General features: G+C 63.0%; 21 protein-coding genes and 1 tRNA gene. 9 read left to right on the top strand and 13 right to left on the bottom strand.

Annotation, left to right across the window (positions count from 1 at the left end; all coding sequences use genetic code 11):
* Positions 1-2: 2 nt before the first annotated feature.
* The 9 genes from GLR48_RS12350 to GLR48_RS12315 form a co-directional block, all read right to left on the bottom strand.
* A complete protein-coding gene (locus tag GLR48_RS12350; protein ID WP_237061842.1) occupies positions 3-215 on the bottom strand; it encodes a twin-arginine translocase TatA/TatE family subunit in 213 nt (70 codons plus the stop codon).
* A 141-nt stretch (positions 216-356) separates the two neighbouring features.
* Positions 357-1,175 carry a sulfite exporter TauE/SafE family protein gene (locus GLR48_RS12345; protein ID WP_237061840.1) on the bottom strand — a complete coding sequence of 273 codons (819 nt, stop codon included), beginning with the start codon at positions 1,173-1,175 and terminating at the stop codon, positions 357-359.
* Between the two features lie 12 nt (positions 1,176-1,187).
* The gene (dusA, locus tag GLR48_RS12340; protein WP_237061838.1) at positions 1,188-2,189 is read right to left on the bottom strand and encodes a tRNA dihydrouridine(20/20a) synthase DusA; all 1,002 of its coding nucleotides are present in this window, start codon (positions 2,187-2,189) and stop codon (positions 1,188-1,190) included.
* A 460-nt stretch (positions 2,190-2,649) separates the two neighbouring features.
* Positions 2,650-3,207 (bottom strand): invasion associated locus B family protein, encoded by a 558-nt coding sequence (locus tag GLR48_RS12335; protein WP_237064534.1) that lies wholly within the window; start codon positions 3,205-3,207, stop codon positions 2,650-2,652.
* A complete protein-coding gene (locus GLR48_RS12330) occupies positions 3,194-4,180 on the bottom strand; it encodes a CsgG/HfaB family protein (protein WP_237061836.1) in 987 nt (328 codons plus the stop codon). The genes GLR48_RS12335 and GLR48_RS12330 overlap by 14 nt, the downstream gene beginning before the upstream one ends.
* A 9-nt stretch (positions 4,181-4,189) precedes the next feature.
* Positions 4,190-4,495, bottom strand: a complete 306-nt coding sequence (locus tag GLR48_RS12325) for a curli assembly protein CsgF (protein ID WP_237061834.1) — start codon at positions 4,493-4,495, stop codon at positions 4,190-4,192.
* Between the two features lie 52 nt (positions 4,496-4,547).
* Positions 4,548-5,093 (bottom strand): hypothetical protein, encoded by a 546-nt coding sequence (locus GLR48_RS12320; protein ID WP_237061832.1) that lies wholly within the window; start codon positions 5,091-5,093, stop codon positions 4,548-4,550.
* Between the two features lie 21 nt (positions 5,094-5,114).
* Complete coding sequence (gene csgH / locus GLR48_RS26070; RefSeq protein WP_442915841.1) at positions 5,115-5,468, bottom strand: curli-like amyloid fiber formation chaperone CsgH; 354 nt, start codon at positions 5,466-5,468, stop codon at positions 5,115-5,117.
* Between the two features lie 69 nt (positions 5,469-5,537).
* The gene (locus tag GLR48_RS12315; RefSeq protein ID WP_237061831.1) at positions 5,538-6,425 is read right to left on the bottom strand and encodes a hypothetical protein; all 888 of its coding nucleotides are present in this window, start codon (positions 6,423-6,425) and stop codon (positions 5,538-5,540) included.
* Positions 6,426-6,778: 353 nt separating this feature from the next.
* Between GLR48_RS12315 and GLR48_RS12310 the strand changes: the two genes are divergently transcribed.
* Together GLR48_RS12310 and GLR48_RS12305 are read left to right on the top strand one after the other, a co-directional pair.
* Positions 6,779-7,084: a hypothetical protein gene (locus GLR48_RS12310; RefSeq protein ID WP_237061830.1), complete on the top strand. Its 306-nt coding sequence runs from the start codon at positions 6,779-6,781 to the stop codon at positions 7,082-7,084.
* A gap of 11 nt (positions 7,085-7,095) precedes the next feature.
* Entirely contained in the window at positions 7,096-7,746 is a 651-nt protein-coding gene (locus GLR48_RS12305; protein WP_237061829.1) for a helix-turn-helix transcriptional regulator, read from the top strand.
* Positions 7,747-8,078: 332 nt separating this feature from the next.
* On the opposite strand, the gene GLR48_RS12300 is transcribed toward GLR48_RS12305, so the two are convergent.
* The 4 genes from GLR48_RS12300 to pdxH form a co-directional block, all read right to left on the bottom strand.
* A tRNA-Pro gene (locus GLR48_RS12300) sits at positions 8,079-8,155 on the bottom strand.
* A 48-nt stretch (positions 8,156-8,203) separates the two neighbouring features.
* The gene (locus GLR48_RS12295; protein WP_442915840.1) at positions 8,204-8,662 is read right to left on the bottom strand and encodes a DUF192 domain-containing protein; all 459 of its coding nucleotides are present in this window, start codon (positions 8,660-8,662) and stop codon (positions 8,204-8,206) included.
* Between the two features lie 5 nt (positions 8,663-8,667).
* Positions 8,668-9,192 (bottom strand): cold-shock protein, encoded by a 525-nt coding sequence (locus GLR48_RS12290; protein ID WP_237061827.1) that lies wholly within the window; start codon positions 9,190-9,192, stop codon positions 8,668-8,670.
* A gap of 92 nt (positions 9,193-9,284) precedes the next feature.
* On the bottom strand, positions 9,285-9,893 hold the full coding sequence (pdxH, locus tag GLR48_RS12285; protein ID WP_237061826.1) for a pyridoxamine 5'-phosphate oxidase: 609 nt from the start codon (positions 9,891-9,893) through the stop codon (positions 9,285-9,287).
* A gap of 140 nt (positions 9,894-10,033) precedes the next feature.
* Between pdxH and fabI the strand changes: the two genes are divergently transcribed.
* From fabI to trpE, 7 genes are all read left to right on the top strand, one after another.
* Positions 10,034-10,840: an enoyl-ACP reductase FabI gene (fabI, locus tag GLR48_RS12280; RefSeq protein WP_237061824.1), complete on the top strand. Its 807-nt coding sequence runs from the start codon at positions 10,034-10,036 to the stop codon at positions 10,838-10,840.
* Positions 10,837-11,454 carry a LysE family translocator gene (locus tag GLR48_RS12275; RefSeq protein WP_237061822.1) on the top strand — a complete coding sequence of 206 codons (618 nt, stop codon included), beginning with the start codon at positions 10,837-10,839 and terminating at the stop codon, positions 11,452-11,454. The genes fabI and GLR48_RS12275 overlap by 4 nt, the downstream gene beginning before the upstream one ends.
* Before the next feature lie 26 nt (positions 11,455-11,480).
* Positions 11,481-11,996: a xanthine phosphoribosyltransferase gene (gene gpt, locus GLR48_RS12270; RefSeq protein ID WP_237064533.1), complete on the top strand. Its 516-nt coding sequence runs from the start codon at positions 11,481-11,483 to the stop codon at positions 11,994-11,996.
* 4 nt (positions 11,997-12,000) lie between these two features.
* Positions 12,001-12,477, top strand: coding sequence for a DUF2127 domain-containing protein (locus tag GLR48_RS12265; RefSeq protein ID WP_237061819.1), 477 nt, complete (start codon positions 12,001-12,003; stop codon positions 12,475-12,477).
* A 126-nt stretch (positions 12,478-12,603) separates the two neighbouring features.
* Complete coding sequence (locus GLR48_RS12260; protein ID WP_237061817.1) at positions 12,604-13,779, top strand: aminotransferase; 1,176 nt, start codon at positions 12,604-12,606, stop codon at positions 13,777-13,779.
* 67 nt (positions 13,780-13,846) lie between these two features.
* Entirely contained in the window at positions 13,847-15,688 is a 1,842-nt protein-coding gene (locus GLR48_RS12255) for a peptidyl-prolyl cis-trans isomerase (protein WP_237061815.1), read from the top strand.
* Positions 15,689-15,707: 19 nt separating this feature from the next.
* Positions 15,708-17,216: an anthranilate synthase component I gene (gene trpE / locus GLR48_RS12250; RefSeq protein ID WP_237061813.1), complete on the top strand. Its 1,509-nt coding sequence runs from the start codon at positions 15,708-15,710 to the stop codon at positions 17,214-17,216.
* The last annotated feature ends 1 nt before the right edge of the window (position 17,217 follow it).

The following is a 17,217-nucleotide window of genomic DNA, read 5'->3' as shown; positions in this document are numbered from 1 at the left end:
GTTTAGACGTTGTCTTTTTTCGCCTCGGGCGTCACGTCGCGCGCGTCGGCAAAACTGTCGTCCAGCTCTTTCTTGCCGTCGTCCACGCCGCGCTTGAAGGCGGTGATCCCTTTGCCGACTTCGCCCATCAGGGACGAAATCTTGCCGCGTCCGAACAGGACGAGGACCACGACGGCGATCAGCAGAAGGCCCGGAAGGCCGATGTTGTTAAGCATGTCATCTCTCCTATGGCGGAACCCGTGTCAGCGACGCGGGATGATTGAGGCCCTCTTCACATACGCGCGGGGCTTCGTGTTGAAAAGCGGCAAGTGGTCAATTGCCCGTCAGTGATGCGCATCCCTTTGCCAAATCGGGCCCTACCAGCCCATCGCCTTGCGCAGCATGTTCAGCGCGACCAGCACCAGGAACACGCCGAACACGCGCTTTAGCTTGTTGGCATCGGTCTTGTGGGCCAGGGCGGCACCCCAGGGGGCCGTGATCAGCGTCATGGCGACGACAAGACCGAAGGCCACGAAGTTCACCGAGCCGACCGTGTAGGGCGGCGCGACGGCGACATCCTTGAACAGCAGCACAATGACCGACGGCACGGCGATCAGCACGCCAAAGCCCGCCGCCGTCGCCACGGCCCGGTGGATCGGGGTGTTGTAAAGGCTCATGACCGGGACACCGAAGGATCCGCCGCCGATACCCATCAGGACCGAGAGGAACCCCAGCACCGGTGACAGCGCCGCGCGCGCCCAACCGGTGGGCATCGCCTGTGCCACGCGCCACGAATTGCGCCCGAAGGTCATGTAAAGGCCCACCGCGATCGCCAACCCGCCAAAGATCAGCTGCAGCGACAGGGTCCGCAGGCTGGAGACGAGCAACACGCCCAGAATGGCACCGATCACGATGCCCGGTGCCCAGGTCCGCAGGATCGTCCAGTCGACGGCGCCCTTCTTGTTATGCGCGTTCAGCGACCGCAGGCTGGTGACGATAATCGTCGCCAGAGAGGTCGCAAGACACATCTGCATCAACTGCGGACTGCCGAAGCCCAACGCGCTGAAGGCATAGAAGAACGCGGGCACGAGGATGATTCCTCCGCCCACCCCCAGCAGCCCTGCCAGCACGCCGGCAAAGGCCCCGATGGCCAGCAAAAGCGCGCCCATCGACAACAGCAACGTCATGTTTTCCATGATTTTTATCCCTCAGGCTGCCAGTTCCGTCACATGGCCAAGGGCGTCTAGCACGACCTGAACGCCAGCACCATCCTCGTGCACATGTTCCGACAGGTGCCGCCGCCACAGCCGCGCTCCGGGACGACCCTGAAACAGGCCCAGCATGTGGCGCGTCACCTGCCCCAGACGACCACCCTGCCCCACATGTGCGTCGATGTACGGCAGCATGGCGTGCACGATCTGCACCGCGTCGCCCGGCGTGCCATCGCCAAAGATGCGGGCATCCGCGTCCAGCAGCACGGTGGACGGGTCGTGGTAGGCCGCCCGCCCGATCATCACACCGTCAAGGCCCGCATCCAGAAACGTCTGCGCCTGATCCAGCGTCGCGATACCGCCATTCACGCTCAGATGCAGATGCGGGGCGCGGTTCTTCATCGCCATGACCAGATCGTAGTCCAGTGGCGGAATGTCGCGATTTTCCTTGGGGCTCAGCCCCTGAAGCCAGGCCTTGCGAGCATGGATCGTAAACCGGTCGACACCGGCGCCCGACACGCGATCCAAAAAGTCCGGCAACACGTGTGTGGGGTCCTGATCGTCGACGCCGATGCGGCATTTCACGGTGACCGGAACGTCTGCCGCGTCGCGCATCGCGCGCACGCAGGCTGCCACAAGGTCCGGCTCTGTCATCAGGATCGCGCCGAAGCGACCCGATTGCACCCGGTCAGAGGGGCAGCCGCAGTTCAGATTGACCTCGTCGTATCCCATGTCGCAAGCGATCCGCGTCGCCTGTGCCAGCAACGCGGGGTCCGACCCGCCAAGCTGCAGGGCCACGGGATGTTCTGCCTGACCATAAGCCAGCAACCGCGCCGTATCGCCATGCACGACCGCCGCTGCCGTGACCATTTCGGTATAAAGCAGCGCGTGTCGCGACATCAAGCGGTGCAAGTGGCGGCAATGGCGGTCGGTCCAGTCCATCATCGGCGCGACGGACAGGCGGGCGGCGTGGGCAAGCGGGGTCTGTGGTGTCTTCATGGGCTCTTCCGCATCGGACGGCAGCAAGGATTGACGATCATCTGCTGCGGCTTAACGCGATTTTCCGGGCGACGCCACGCATGCGGCACAACAAATCAAGCAGGAGCGCCCGGCTTAACCCGTTCGGGACAAGACAGACCAAATGGATGCGGGAGCGATAACTGACTTGTCGCGATACATCGAAGTGTATCCGGTCGGGGTGACAGGACAATAGTTCGGATTAGGGTAAATTCCCCAGTCACCAGACAAATATATAATTTTCGGCGTCACACGCCACACTGAGGCGTCCCACCAAGCGGGGTAGCAACGCCTGAACCTCTCACCTGATCCGCCAAGGCGGTGCCTATTCCGCCCGCCTGCGTGTCCAGCCGGGCCGTATCGAAAGAATCAGGTGACCGGAACGAACCAAGGGTTTTGGCGCCTTGCCCCTCCAAGAAGCCGTGACCCGCATTGCGGAGACTCAACACTGCGCCGCACAATGGCTCGCCTCCAAGCGTTTCATCGCGTCCTTGAAACCCGCTGTCGAAATCGGAATCGTCACCACGTCACCGGTCGGATGGACGACATCAACACCTGCAGAGCCGGCTGCCATCAACGACGCAAGAATGGCCTGGCTCAATCTACCTTGCACAAGGCACCCCTCTGACAGGCAGCGCGACCATGCGAGGTCGATCCGCAGATCATCGCCGATCGCAAGGACCGGCGGTGTCGCAAGGTTCACGCCAAGCGGTAGCGCTATTTCGATCTGCGCAGGCCCTTTGATATCGCGCCGTGTGATTGCGATGGTCATGGCCGCCACCTGCGCGTTCTGCGTCAGTACCCGTTGATAGGCCTGACAGGGCGCCTCTTCCCCCCCTTTGCCATAACATTCCACGACCCAATCCTCGAAGGTGTCGCGCTTTTCCGGCGTCTGGTTGCCGGACATCTGGGTCTGTCCCGGCACGGGGCACCATATCGCCAATGTCACGACGATCAGGGCGCGGAACGTCGCATGCGGGACGAGGCTACGAATCCGCATCGTCAACCAGCCGATCCCCGACCCCGCCGGCCTGTGCTATGATCTGTCGAGGGTCGCCGGATGTCCGCAGCGTCCTCTCTCGGTAATTCCGTATCAAATCGACCTGATAGCTTCGGTCGGTGAACGACCACACGTCCTTTTCGGCACCTTCGATGATCAGGGCATAGACGGCCAGCTCGATCGCCTGCCGCACCGCAAGACCGGTTGGCTCGTTCTGGGAAATCCCGGCATCGAGTTCCAGTATCTTGTCCATCGCGACATAGCGGAAGACCGAGTCCTGCATCTTGACCGAATAGACTGTCTTGTCGGTCGTCACGGAGGCAAGAACGTCGCCCGTTGCAACACTGACAGCGCGCAGAGCGACGGAAACGCGGTCTTCGCGGTATTCCGTATTCACACCGACACCCAGGATCCGGGCCCCGAACCCACCCGTTGCCACGTTTTCGTCGTAGTCGATCACGCCGCCCCGGATAATGACACCTGCGTACCGCAGCGGGGGCAGCTGCGACGTCGTCGTGCCGCGGTATTGCTGGTTTGTCTGATCGATCAACTGCCGCTCTGTCAGAAGCTCTTGCAAACCGGCCCGTTCGACCACGTTGAACCAACGGCCGCCGCCGACGTCGCTGAGCACGTCGACAAGCACGTCGTCCCCGCCCTGCGTCACCGCTTTCGAAAATCTGGAGAAGTTGTCCGCAGGTTCGTTCTGGCCGGTCTTGTCGGCGTAATCATAGACGGCGATGTCCACCTTCCTTGCGGCTGCGGGCAGCAGCATCAAGGCCGCACCCGTGCGGCTGAGCGGCGTCGCAATCGGTTCCACAAGATTGGGGTCCGAGGGTCTGCCGATCCGTGCAAATCCAAATGCGCTGCAACCGGACAAGGTCGCCGCCATCGCGACAGCAAAACCGGCGCGCCGCGTGACTGTCCAGAGCCCTGCGGCGTGCACAGGGCCGTTCTTCGACTGCTTGAATGTCATGATCTGATCCTACGGCTGCACGGCAGGTGCAGGGTCACCCGCTGCGGGATCAGCGGGCGTGGCGCCAACACCGCCAAGATCGATCGTGATGGGGGGAAAGCTGAACGCCGGGGCGCTGCCACCCGACCCGGACTGGGTGGCCAGATGCTGGTTCTGAATTTCTGCGAGACCGATCAGGTAATCGTAGGTATTGGGATTCCCCCCCAAACCGGGATTGATCGGCCGGTAGATAAGATTTTCGGCAAATCCTGCCGTCGCGATCATGGAACATGAAAATGCAAATAGGGCCGCACGGGCCATTGTGCCGTAAGACATGGAGATTCTCCTCGTCACAACACTGAAGCTGCGAAAAATGATGTGTCGAAAGCTATTTCACCCGAACGACAGTTCCTGGGGGTGCGTCCCTGATAATAAAGGCGCCGGTGTAATCCGACCCTACAGCACCGTAGAACACTTTGGTCCCCCGCGAATTCAAAAGCCCGATAGACATATCCTGATTGTTGCCAATTTGTGCACCTGCAACCAGATTGTCGCTGCCGCCGGATATGCCCACACGTGATATATTGGCCGCGCCGATCTGGATTTGCGCGATGATGCTGCCGGGTGAATTCAGGATATTTGCCGATGCAATGTTGTCGCGTCCCGACTGATAGGCCAATGCACCAGCGCCAAGGCTGTCGTAGATAGTGACTGCTGCCGCGTTGTTGCTGCCGGACTGCGCGATCAGGCTGGTGGATTGGGGGCTGTCCTGTCCGACAGGTTGCGGCGGCCCGACCGACTGGGCCTGACTCGCGGCAAACTCTTCCAGCGTGATCCCGTTCGAGACGTCGAAGTCCAGCGTTTGCGCCACAACGGGCGATCCAAGGCAGGCAAAAACCCCCATCGCAGCGAAGAGTCGGAACCGAATGGTCATGTTCAGTCTCCTTGATGATGTTCAACTTTCGTGAGCGACATGGCATGACGTCACCCGCTCGCCCTCTGTCAGCCAAAGCGTTGCCATAAGCCTCGCATCGCGTCCCAAGGCAATAACCGAAGTCGAGAGCACCGTCTGATCGGCATCACTCGCCACGTCGAACGTCCCGCTTTGTCTTGAAACGGATCGTCCGCCGGCGTGCTCGACCGCGACTTCCAGAGTGTAGAGACCCCGCCGCCACAGGGGACCCATCGCAAGTCCCTCCAGCGTCATGGTGCCGTTGCTGTCGGACAGTCTGAATGCACAGCCCGCATCGGACTGTGATTGTGCCGCCGTCGCAAGCAGCAGTAGAACTGATATCAAGACATTCCGCATCATGGACCTTTCAGAGTGACCGAAGGCGCATTTGCGCCTCCGGTCTGTGTCATCGGATCAGCAACGTCGTTACGAGCTGGTCTGGAAGTTGACGGCTTCGTTGCCGCCACCTTGCTGGATGATCGCATTGGCGTTGCCGTCGCCGATCTGGACGTTCGCTGCGGCATTCAGGCTCGCCGCACCCGCAACGGCACCTAGGGTCCCGATGTTGGCAGGCAGACCATAGGCTGCAAGCGTGCCGTCAAGCGCTGCCAGAGATCCGGACTCACCACCGCCCTGCGAGATGAGCGATGTGTTGTTATCACCCGACTGCAGTTGCGCGGCCATGTTGTCGCCATTGCTCTGGAACGTCACGGCAGCATTGTTCACACCCATCTGCAGTGTGGCCGCACCATTGTTGGACCCGTTCTGAAGGATCGCCGAGACGTTTTCGCTACCCACCTGTGCTGCAGCCGCAGAGTTCTGCGTGCCGTCCTGAATGATCGTCGACAGGTTTGTATCACCCAACTGCGTGATCGCGGCGCGGTTCTCGGTGTTGATCTGGCTGATCAGGGCACCGTTGGCGTCGCCGACCTGCAGCGTGGCCGACGCCTGAACTGTCCCGTCCTGCACGTTCACCGCCTGGTTGTTGTTACCGACCTGGAACTGCACGTTGGAATTGCCGGTCGCCATGTCATCGACCTGCGCCTGGAAACTAGCGGTACTGGCAACCGCTTCGTAATCGAAATTAGGCCCGATGGGTGCGGTGGAGCGGGCCACACCAAAGTTCCAGGCGTCGGCTTGCTCATCCAGTGCTCCGCCGTCCACGGCCGTCGCGTAATCCGCACCGACCGTACCGGTGGCGTTGTCGTTCGACGTCGAGCTGGAGGAGTCAGCACCCACGCCCGTCATGGTCTGCGCGAAAGCCATGCCTGTGGAAAACACGAATGCTGTCGTTGCGAGAAGTAGATTCTTCATCTAAATAGCCTTTCAATAATCGTCCGATACTTTCGGCTCCGAATGACCCGAGAGTGATGTCAGGCTACATACGGCCCATATTGCGCTCAATCATGGAAGCCAGTTATTGCCTGATCGCGATTCGATCAGATTCACTATCTGACAATCCCAATTTGAAAATTTAAGGCCACGGATAGTTTATGATCTTAACTGAATTGAACTAGTCAATTCCAGATCATATGGTCGCGATTTGCTGCGGGGATCCTGCAGATCGCTCTTCACTCAAAATCAGCAACATTGATCGAGATCGTATCGCCTGCGCGATTATTGTGTTAACGGAACAGACTTGAAAAATTGCAAGGCGAGAATCTGCCATGATAGAACGCGCGATATTGACAGCTGTGCCGACGGCATGCCTGCTTGCGATCCTGACCCCCGCGGGCGCATCTGCCGATGGTGGCGCTTACGTGCGACAAGCCACGACGGTCGCAGGCATGGCAACAGTCACGCAGGCCGCCGACATGGCGCGCCCCGTCAGGCAGATCCGCCAGACGCCCGCACCGGTAGCGCCGCCAATTCAGCCCGCACCCGTGTCAGACAAGACCACAATCCTCGAATTTCCACTTGCGATCACGAAGGGCGTCGTGACTTTGCCGCGGGCCCATATTTCAGCGCCCTGAGGAAGTCCATTATGACGACCGCAACCCTTTTTACCGACAACCAACTCCTTGTCACTGCATTTTCCGAAATATTCAAAAGTCTGGAATGGGACTACATTTGCCTTCATCCGGACGATTTCGGCGTCACTGCCTTCACGGCAGGAAAGATCGAAATCGCCGTTCTGGCATCTCCTCAATCTGCTCGACTGAACGTCGAGATCGCAAACGTTTCTGCAAAATTTCCCGGTCTGACCCTGATCCTTTTTCTTGATCTGAATATTGACAGAGAGTTTGAAAGTTGCCCTGAGTACATCAGCGGCATCATCCCGACCAATGCAACTGAAGCCCAGATCAAAAACAGTCTGAGGATGTGTGCCGACGGGTATGATATCTTCCCATCAAGGTTCCGATCCCGAGGTGATAGCAACGATGTGGCTGGTCTGTCCTTCAAGACTGCGATGAAACTGACCCAAAGGGAGTTTCAAATCTTGCAGCAGATCACGGATGGAGATGCGAATAAGCAGATTGCCAGAATTTTCGATATTTCCCTCAATACTGTGCAGGTTCACGCGTCCGCGATATTCCGAAAGCTTCACGTATCAAACCGCACCCAGGCGGCCAGGGCATTTCAGGAAAGCAGGCAAGGTCTCGGGATTGAACAGAGTTCAAAGAGCAAACATTGATTTTTTACAATCCTTACCCGCTTCATCGGACCTCGATGGGTGGCACTACATGCGAGCGATAGGACCTGACCGCAACGGTCTGGAGTCTTGTGCAATAACGTTAACGGAAAGGTGGCCGGAGCCCTTCGCGAAACTCTGACTCAATGCAAAAAAAAGCTTCTGCCGACCGCCGTCACTCTCGAGGGCGCCAAAATCAATGACCGACCTCTGCAGTATCTAAACAAGCATGTCAGTATTAGGTCACATTTACATGGGTTTGACCCCAACGTAGGCGACACACGAGCGCCACCCAAGCGGAACTGAAAGACTGATTTTGCACCACCTAAGGTGTCTGGTCGGGGCGATAGGATTCGAACCTACGACCCTCTGTTCCCAAAACAGATGCGCTACCAGGCTGCGCTACGCCCCGAACCAAGGGCAGCCATAGCGGCCCCGCGGTCCGAAGAAAAGCCCTAAATCAGTTGGTGCAGGGCAGCGCTGCGTCCGGGCCGATGGCCGGGTGCTGCATCACGGCGCCCGGCACGATGCCCAGCCGCCCCGCAAGGCCGCCGTTGATCTCAAGCACATACTTGATCGCGTCGCCGCCAAAGATCGGCGTCTCGTCCAGCGGCACGGCCTTGGCGTGAACGGTCTGCACCACCCCGTCGGCGCTGGCAAAAATCATGTCGAGCGGGATCAGCGTGTTGCGCATCCAGAAGCTGGCGACCTGCGGCGCCTCGTAGACGAACAGCATGCCCGTCATCGTCGGCATCTGTTCCACGTTCATCAGGCCCTGCGCCCGCTCTGCCGCATCATCGGCCACGGACACGTGAAAGCGGGCCTGCCCGAAATCGCCTTTCAGCGTCACCGCATCGGCCGCGCACTCCGCCCGGGCCATTCCGCCACATGCCAGCGTCACACCCACCAGAGCCATCATCAGTCTCATGCCTTCAATCCCGCGTCCCATGACATCACTTCGATCGCCATGCGACCGCGGCGACCCTGCATCACGCGCAGGCTCACCGCCTCGCCGGTGGCAAGGTCGGCCAGGCCACTGCGGCGCAACACCTCGATATGTACGAAAATGTCGTCGTCATGACCAAACACGTTTGCGAAACCGAAACCCTTGGACTTGTCGAACCATTTGATGCGTGCGGGTTCCACCGGGCAGCGGGCGATATCATCGGCGGTGATATCCTCCATATCGGCCAATGGCACGAGGTTGACGTGATCCGGTGGCGTGATCGACAGGATGCGCTCGGCCTGCGATCCGCGCGGCGTGCTGACGACCGACATCTCGATCCGCGCGCCTTCGGCGATGGACCCCTGTCCGAAGTTGCGCAGGACATTGGCATGCAGCAAGACGTCCGCGCCCCCGCCGTCGCGCAGGACGAAGCCGAACCCCTTGGCGGGATCGAACCACTTGACCTGACCGGTCACCGTACTGCTGGCGTCGTCGGAATCCATGTCTTCAATCTCGTTCTTGCGCAATGCCGACGCAGGGCCGGCGTCCTGAAATGTCCAACCCGGTCGTCCTTGGGCGACCAGGGCAGCGCGTCCTAAGGTGACAGTCGTGTAATATCCCACGCCACCGCCTCGCCCGCATGGCGGGTCCAGCGAAAGCGGTCGTGCAACCGGTTGGGACCATCGGCCCAAAATTCGATGGCCTCCGGTACGATCCTGAAGCCGCCCCAAAACGGCGGACGGTCAGGCGCGTCGCCAAAAGTCTCGCGCATCCGTTCCAGCTTGTCCATCAGAACGGTGCGGCTGGCCAGAGGATTGGACTGCGCAGAGGCCCAGGCCCCAAGCCTGCTGTCCAGCGCCCGTCCGGCGTAATAGGCATCCGCCTGCGGGCCGTCCTCGCGCGTGACGGTGCCGCGCACCCGGATCTGACGGCGCAGCGACTTCCAGTGCATGACAAAGGCGGCTTTGCCGGACGACGCGATTTCACGCCCCTTGGCACTATCATAATTGGTAAAGAAGACGAAGCCCGCATCCTCGATCTGGCGCAGCAGCACGATCCGCACATTCGGCATGCCATCCGTATCAACGGTCGCCAGCGCCACCGCATCCGGGTCGTTGATTTCGGACCCGCGCGCAAGATGAAGCCATTCGCGCGCCAACACGAAGGGATCATCGCCCGCAAATATGCCGTTTCTATCAACCATGTCATTGCCTTTTCTACACATCTTCTACGGGATGGAAGGCCTCCTCACAAGTCCGTGCGTGTGCGGCGGCGCTTGAAGCAGGCCCGATCATCGCCTAAACCCGGCGTCAACCCTGTTGCTTACCCCAAGGACATATCAAGATGACGTCGCAATTGATGGCTGGAAAACGCGGACTCATCATGGGGCTGGCCAATGACAAGTCCATCGCCTGGGGAATCGCGCGGGCGCTGGCGGATGCGGGCGCGGAACTGGCGTTCTCTTATCAGGGCGATGCGCTGAAGAAACGGGTCGATCCGCTGGCGGCCTCGATCGGGTCAACGCTGGTCCTGCCCTGCGATGTGGGGGACGAGGCCTCGATCGACGCGCTCTTCGCCAGCCTCAAGGACGCCTGGGGCACGATGGATTTCATCGTCCACGCCATCGGCTTTTCCGACAAGAACGAGCTGCGCGGCCGCTACGTCGACACCTCGCGGCAGAATTTCCTGACATCCATGGATATTTCCGTCTTCTCCTTCACCGCCGTCGTCAAGCGCGCGGCCGAGATGATGACCGACGGCGGATCGGCCCTGACGCTGACCTACTACGGCGCGGAAAAGGTCATGCCGCACTACAACGTCATGGGCGTCGCCAAGGCCGCACTCGAGGCCTCCGTGCGCTACATGGCAGAAGACCTCGGCAAGGACGGCATCCGCGTAAACGCCATTTCAGCGGGCACGATCAAGACGCTAGCCGCGAGCGGGATCGGCGATTTCCGCCTTATCATGAAGTGGAACGAATACAACGCACCGCTCCGCCGCACCGTGACACAGGAAGAGGTCGGCAAATCCGCCCTCTACCTGTTGTCCGATCTGGGCAGCGCCGTCACAGGTGAAGTCCTACACGTCGACGCGGGCTACCATGTCGTCGGCATGAAGGCCGTCGATGCCCCGGACGTCACCAAGGAATGACGCTTGCGGCCTTCCTGTCGGTCGTACTGATCCACCTCGCAGCGGCGATCTCGCCGGGGCCGTCCTTCGTCGTGGCCCTGCGGGTTGCGGCGTCCGAGGGGTTCCGCGTCGCCGCTGCACTGGCGCTTGGCTTCGGCTGCGGTGCGCTGCTCTGGGCCACGGCAGCGATGGCAGGTCTGGCGCTGGTCTTCGAACTGGTGCCGCCGCTGTTTCTCGCGCTGAAATTCATCGGCGCCGCCTTCCTGATCTACCTCGCCGTCCAGATGTGGCGCCACGCAGCGACGCCAATGGCCCAGCCGCAGGCCGGAACCGCCCCCCGCTCTGCCTTTCAGGCGATCCGGTTCGGCTTCCTGACCTTCGCAAGCAATCCGAAACCCGCCGTCTTCTTTGGCGCCGTTTTCGTGAACCTTGTGCCCACCGCGACACCGCTCGGCTGGAAGGCCGCGATCCTGCTCGCCGTCTTCGTGAACGAGACGCTGTGGTATCTCGTCGTCGCCCGCCTCTTCTCCCTCCCCCGGCCCCGCGCCGCCTATGCCCGTGCCAAGGCCTGGATCGACCGGGGCTTCGGCACGCTCCTCGCCCTGCTGGGCCTCAAGATCGCCCTGACGTCATGAAAGGCCCTGCCATGCCCATCGCCAATATCCCCAGGAAAGACCCCAGCCGCCTGCCCCACGAAAAGGGCTTTCACATCAGCTGGGACCAGATCCACCGCGACAGCCGCGCGCTGGCCTGGCGGCTGGACGGTCACGGTCCCGACGATGGCGCTTGGCGCGCGGTCGTGGCCATCACCCGCGGCGGCATGGCCCCCGCGATGATCGTGGCGCGCGAACTCGACATCCGCACAGTCGACACGATCAGCATCAAGTCCTACGACCACCAGCAGCAATCGGATGCCAAGGTCCTGAAATCCCCCGACGCCGCCATGATGGGCGACGGCACCGGCATCCTGATCGTCGATGACCTGGTGGACTCGGGCCGCACGCTCGAAGTCGTCCGCGCCCTCTATCCGCAGGCCCATTTCGCAACGGTCTACGCCAAGCCCAAGGGCCGTCCGCAGGTCGACACCTTCATCACCGAAGTCAGCCAGGACACCTGGATCTTCTTCCCCTGGGACATGGCCCTGCAATATGTCGAGCCCTACCGCGGCAAAGACTGACCCGGTGACCCCCTCCCGGCACGACTGGCTCATCGAATGGGCCTTCCGCCTGTCCCTGCTGGGCAAGGCCGCCCTCGGCATCGTGCAGGTGCTGGGCGGTCTGTTCCTGTTGGTCATGCCCGGCGACACGATCCGCGCGACGGCGGATGCGCTGACCCGCAGCGAGTTGGCACAGGACCCGACCGACCGCTTCGCCCGCGCCGTCATGCAGTGGGCTGCAACGATCAACCCGGCCGGAGAGCACTTCTACATCATCTACCTGCTGGGCCACGGCGCAATCCACTTCATCGTCGTGACCGCCCTGCTGATGAAATCGCGGATCGCCTATCCGTTTTCCCTCGCGACCCTGATGGCCTTCGTCGTCTACCAGACCTGGGAATACCTGCACACCTTCGACCCGGCCCTGCTGGTGCTGACCGCCATCGACGTCTTCGTCATCACGATCGTCATCCTCGAACACCGCCTGACCCGGCGGCCCTGACGCCCTTGCCCTCGGCAGGGGCATCGGTAACGTGGCGATCAGACAGCGGCGTCATGTCGTCCTCGCTTTTTTGCAAATACTCCCGCCGGAGGCTCCGGCACCCGCCACCGGCCCAAAGGACAGATCATGAGCATCCCCCGCACCGCCACCACCTTCGCCCCCCCCGTCATGGAGGCGCGGCGCTGGCTGGACGGCGTGTCGCATCCGGCCGACAGGCCGCTTCTGAATGTCTCTCAGGCCGCACCCGTCGATGCGCCCCCCGCCCCCATGCTGGAGGCGATGGCCCAGATCGTGCTGACCGATCCGGCGGCGCACCTGTATGGTCCGGTTCTGGGCCTGCCGGATCTGCGCGCTGCCGTGGCCGACCGATGGTCGCAGGCCTACGGCGGTGACGTCCGGCCGGGTCAGGTCGCGATCACATCGGGCTGCAACCAGGCCTTCGCCGCCGCCATCGCCACGCTCTGCGGTGAAGGGGACGAGGTCATCCTGCCGGTGCCCTACTACTTCAACCACGCCATGTGGCTGGATATGTCGGGCGTGGTCACGGTGCCGCTGCAGACCGGCGCAGGGCTGATCCCGGACGCGGCGGATGCGGCGGCTCTGATCACCGACCGCACGCGCGCCATCGCCATCGTCAGCCCCAACAATCCCGGCGGTGTGGAATATCCGGCTGCCACCCTGACCGCCTTCCGCGATCTGTGCCGCGCCCGCGGCATCGCGCTGATCGTGGACGAGACCTATCGCGACTTCGACAGCCGCACCGGTGCGGCACACGACCTGTTCACCGATCCTGACTGGGACGACACGCTGATCCAGCTTTACAGCTTCTCCAAGGCCTACCGCCTGACCGGCCACCGGGTGGGTGCGATCACCGCAAGCGCCGCGCGTCTGGCCGAAGTCGAGAAGTTCCTCGACACGGTCGCGATCTGCCCCAACCAGCTGGGCCAGCGCGCCGCCCTCTGGGGCATGCGCAACCTCGACCAGTGGCTCGCGGGCGAACGGGCCGAGATCCTCGACCGCCGCGCCGCGATCACCGACCACTTTGCGCAACTGGCCGACCGGGGCTGGCGGCTGGCGGGCTGCGGCGCCTATTTCGCCTATCTGGAACACCCTTTCGACATGCCCTCGGACAAGCTGGCGCAGGCGCTGGTCGCGGGCGCGGGCATTCTGTGCCTCCCCGGCACGATGTTCCGTCCCGCGTCGGACCCGGCCGGCCAGAGGGAGCTGCGGATCGCCTTCGCCAATATCGACCGGGCCGGTATCGCCGAATTGTTTGCCCGTCTGGCGGCTTACGCCCCCTGACCCTTGCACGCGGGCGGGCGGCCACTTATGCAGTCGCGACGTATCAACCACGGGGGGCCCGCAGGTCATGGCTGAAAAGAAGCGTACACCGATTGCCGTCTGGATCGTGATGATCCTGATCGTCGGCGGCCTGCTGGGGTTCGGCACCGGGGGCTTCAACGGCTCTGTCCAGACCATCGGCACGGCGGGGTCCAAGGACATCTCGATCGCATCGTACCAGTCCGCCCTGAACGAGCAGTTGCGCAGCCTCGAGGCGCAGGTCGGCACCCGCGTCACATTTCAGCAGGCGCAGTCCATGGGCCTTGACCGCAGCGTCCTGGCCCAGGTCGTCACCCAACGCACCCTCGATAACGAGGCAGCCCAGTTGGGCCTGTCCGTCGGCGACGCACGCGTCCGCGCCGAAGTGCTGCGCAACCCCGCGTTCCAGTCCCTGTCCGGCAGCTTCGACCGCGACGCCTATGCCAGTGCGCTGCGCCGCGTCGGCCTGACAGAGGCCGCCTACGAGACCGGCATCCGCGACGACATGACCCGCACCCTGCTGCAGGGCGCCGTGGTCGGCGGCATCCCGGCAGCCCCCGCCTATGCCGACACCATCGCGACATTCCTGGGCGAGACCCGCGACATCGTCACCGCGCCCGTCACGGCCGCGCAGCTGACAACGCCGGTGCCCGGTCCGACCGACGCGGACCTGCAGACCTTCTATGACGCCAACCCCGACATGTTCACCGACCCCGAGGTGCGCAAGATCACCTACGCCCTGCTGACCCCCGCCATGCTGGCCGATAAGGTCACCGTGGAAGATGCGCAGGTGCAGGACTTGTATGACCAGCGGATCGACACCTTCCGCCAGCCGGAACGCCGTCTTGTCGAACGCCTCGTCTTTGCCACGGCAGAGGATGCGACCGCCGCCAAGGCTGAACTGGATGCCGGCACCACGACCTTCGACGATCTGGTGGCCGCGCGCGGCCTTGCCATGGCCGACGTCGATCTGGGCGACGTGGCGATCGGCGATCTGGGTGCGGCAGGAGAGACCGTCTTTGCCGCCGCGACCGGCGATACTGTCGGCCCGCTCGACAGCGACCTGGGCCCGGCCCTCTTTCGCGTGAACGCCGTCCTTGCGGCTGAAGAAACGCCCTTCGAAGAAGCCGCCCCGGAACTGCGCGACGAACTGGCCACGACGCAGGCGCGCCGCGTGATCCAAACCGACGCCGAGACGATCAACGACCTGATCGCCGGTGGCGCCACGCTGGAGGATCTGGCCGACCGGACCGATCTGGAACTCGGCACAATGGACTTCACCGCCGCCAGCACCGATGGCCCCGCCGCCTACGAGGCATTCCGCACCGCTGCCGCCGCCGCGACCGAAGGCGCCTATCCGGCGCTGGTCAACCTTGACGACGGCGGCATCTTTGCCCTGCGTCTGGACAGCGTGACGCCGCCCGCGGTCGCACCTCTCGATCAGGTCCGCGACCGGCTGGAGGCCGCATGGCGCGCCGCCGCCGAGAAGACCGCCATCCTGACCCGCGCCGAGGAGATCGCAACCACCATCACCCCCGAGACCGACCTTGCCACGCTGGGCCTGACACCGACGCCCAGTGCCAACCTGACGCGTGGCAGCTTCGTGGCCGACACGCCTGCGGATTTCATGACCACGGTCTTTGACATGCAGCCCGGCGAGACGCGCGCCCTCCCGACGGACACCGGTGCCATCATCGTGCGCCTGAACGCCGTGACGCCCGCTGACCTTGCGTCCGAGCGGATGACGGCGCAGGCCGCGGACATCACGCAACAGGCCTCTGCCGGGATCGCGCAGGACATCTATACCGCCTACGCCGAGGCCGTGCGCGCGCGCACCGATGTCGTGATCGACCAGTCGGCGGTCAACGCGGTCAACGCCCAGCTTCAATAACCCCAAAGGACGGCCCGCCATGGCGCTTTTGCCCGATTTCGACACCTTTGCCGCAGGCTATGACAAGGGCGAGAATCAGGTCGTCTGGACCCGGCTGGCCGCCGATCTGGACACGCCCGTGTCGCTGATGCTGAAACTGGGCGACGCGGGCCTGAACACCTTCATGCTGGAAAGCGTCACAGGCGGAGAGGTCCGTGGCCGCTATTCCATCATCGGCATGAACCCCGACCTGATCTGGGATTGCCACGGCACCACCAGCCGCACCAACCGCGCCGCCCGCTACGACGCCGATGCCTGGACCCCGAACGACGCCGATCCCCTGACCGCCCTGCGCGGATTGGTCGCGGAAAGCCGCATCAGCCTGCCCGCCGATCTGCCGGCGGCCAGCGCGGGTCTCTTCGGCTACCTCGGCTATGACATGATCCGGCTGGTCGAACGCCTGCCCGACGTGAACCCCGACCCGCTGGGCCTGCCCGACGCGGTGATGCTGCGCCCTTCGGTCGTGGCGGTGCTGGACGGGGTCAAGGGCGACGTGATCCTCGTGGCCCCCGCCTGGGCCGGTGGCGATCTGTCGGCGCGGGCCGCCTACGCCCAAGCGGCGGAACGCGTCCGCGACGCCGAACGCGCCCTCGACCGGTCCGTGCCGCAAACCCATGCGCTGGCGGACCCGGCACCCATCGCCGCCCCGCAGTCGAACTTCAGCCATGACGCCTACCTCGCGGCGGTCGAGACGGCCAAGGACTACATCCGGGCAGGCGACATCTTTCAGGTGGTCCCCAGCCAGCGCTGGACGCAGGATTTCCCTGAACCGCCCTTCGCGCTTTACCGGTCGTTGCGGCGCACGAACCCCTCGCCCTTCATGTTCTACTTCAACTTCGGCGGCTTTCAGGTGATCGGCGCCTCGCCCGAGATCCTCGTGCGTGTCTTCGGTAGCCAGGTCACGATCCGCCCAATCGCCGGCACCCGGCCCCGCGGTGCGACGCCGGACGAGGATGCCGCCCTCGAGGCCGACCTGCTGGCCGACCAGAAGGAACTGGCAGAGCACCTGATGCTGCTCGATCTGGGCCGCAACGATACCGGCAAGGTCGCCAAGATCGGCACCGTCCGCCCGACCGAGCAGTTCATCGTCGAACGCTACAGCCATGTCATGCACATCGTGTCCAACGTCGTGGGCGAATTGGCCGACGATCAGGACGCGCTGTCGGCCTTCTTCGCGGGCATGCCCGCCGGCACCGTCTCCGGCGCGCCCAAGGTCCGCGCGATGGAGATCATCGACGAGCTGGAGCCGGAAAAGCGCGGCGTCTACGGCGGCGGCTGCGGCTACTTTTCAGCCAACGGCGACATGGACATGTGCATCGCCCTGCGCACGGCAGTGGTGAAGGACGAAAAGCTGTACATCCAGGCCGGTGGCGGCGTCGTCTACGACAGCGACCCCGAGGCCGAGTATCAGGAGACGGTCCACAAATCCAACGCGATCCGCAAGGCAGCAGCCGATGCCGCCATGTTCGCGGGCAAGGGCAACCGCTGAC

It is taken from the genome of Loktanella sp. M215 (assembly GCF_021735925.1).
Classification (GTDB): domain Bacteria; phylum Pseudomonadota; class Alphaproteobacteria; order Rhodobacterales; family Rhodobacteraceae; genus Loktanella.
The sequence above is the reverse complement of the archived record's forward strand: the minus strand, read 5'-3'. Positions and strand labels throughout refer to the sequence as shown.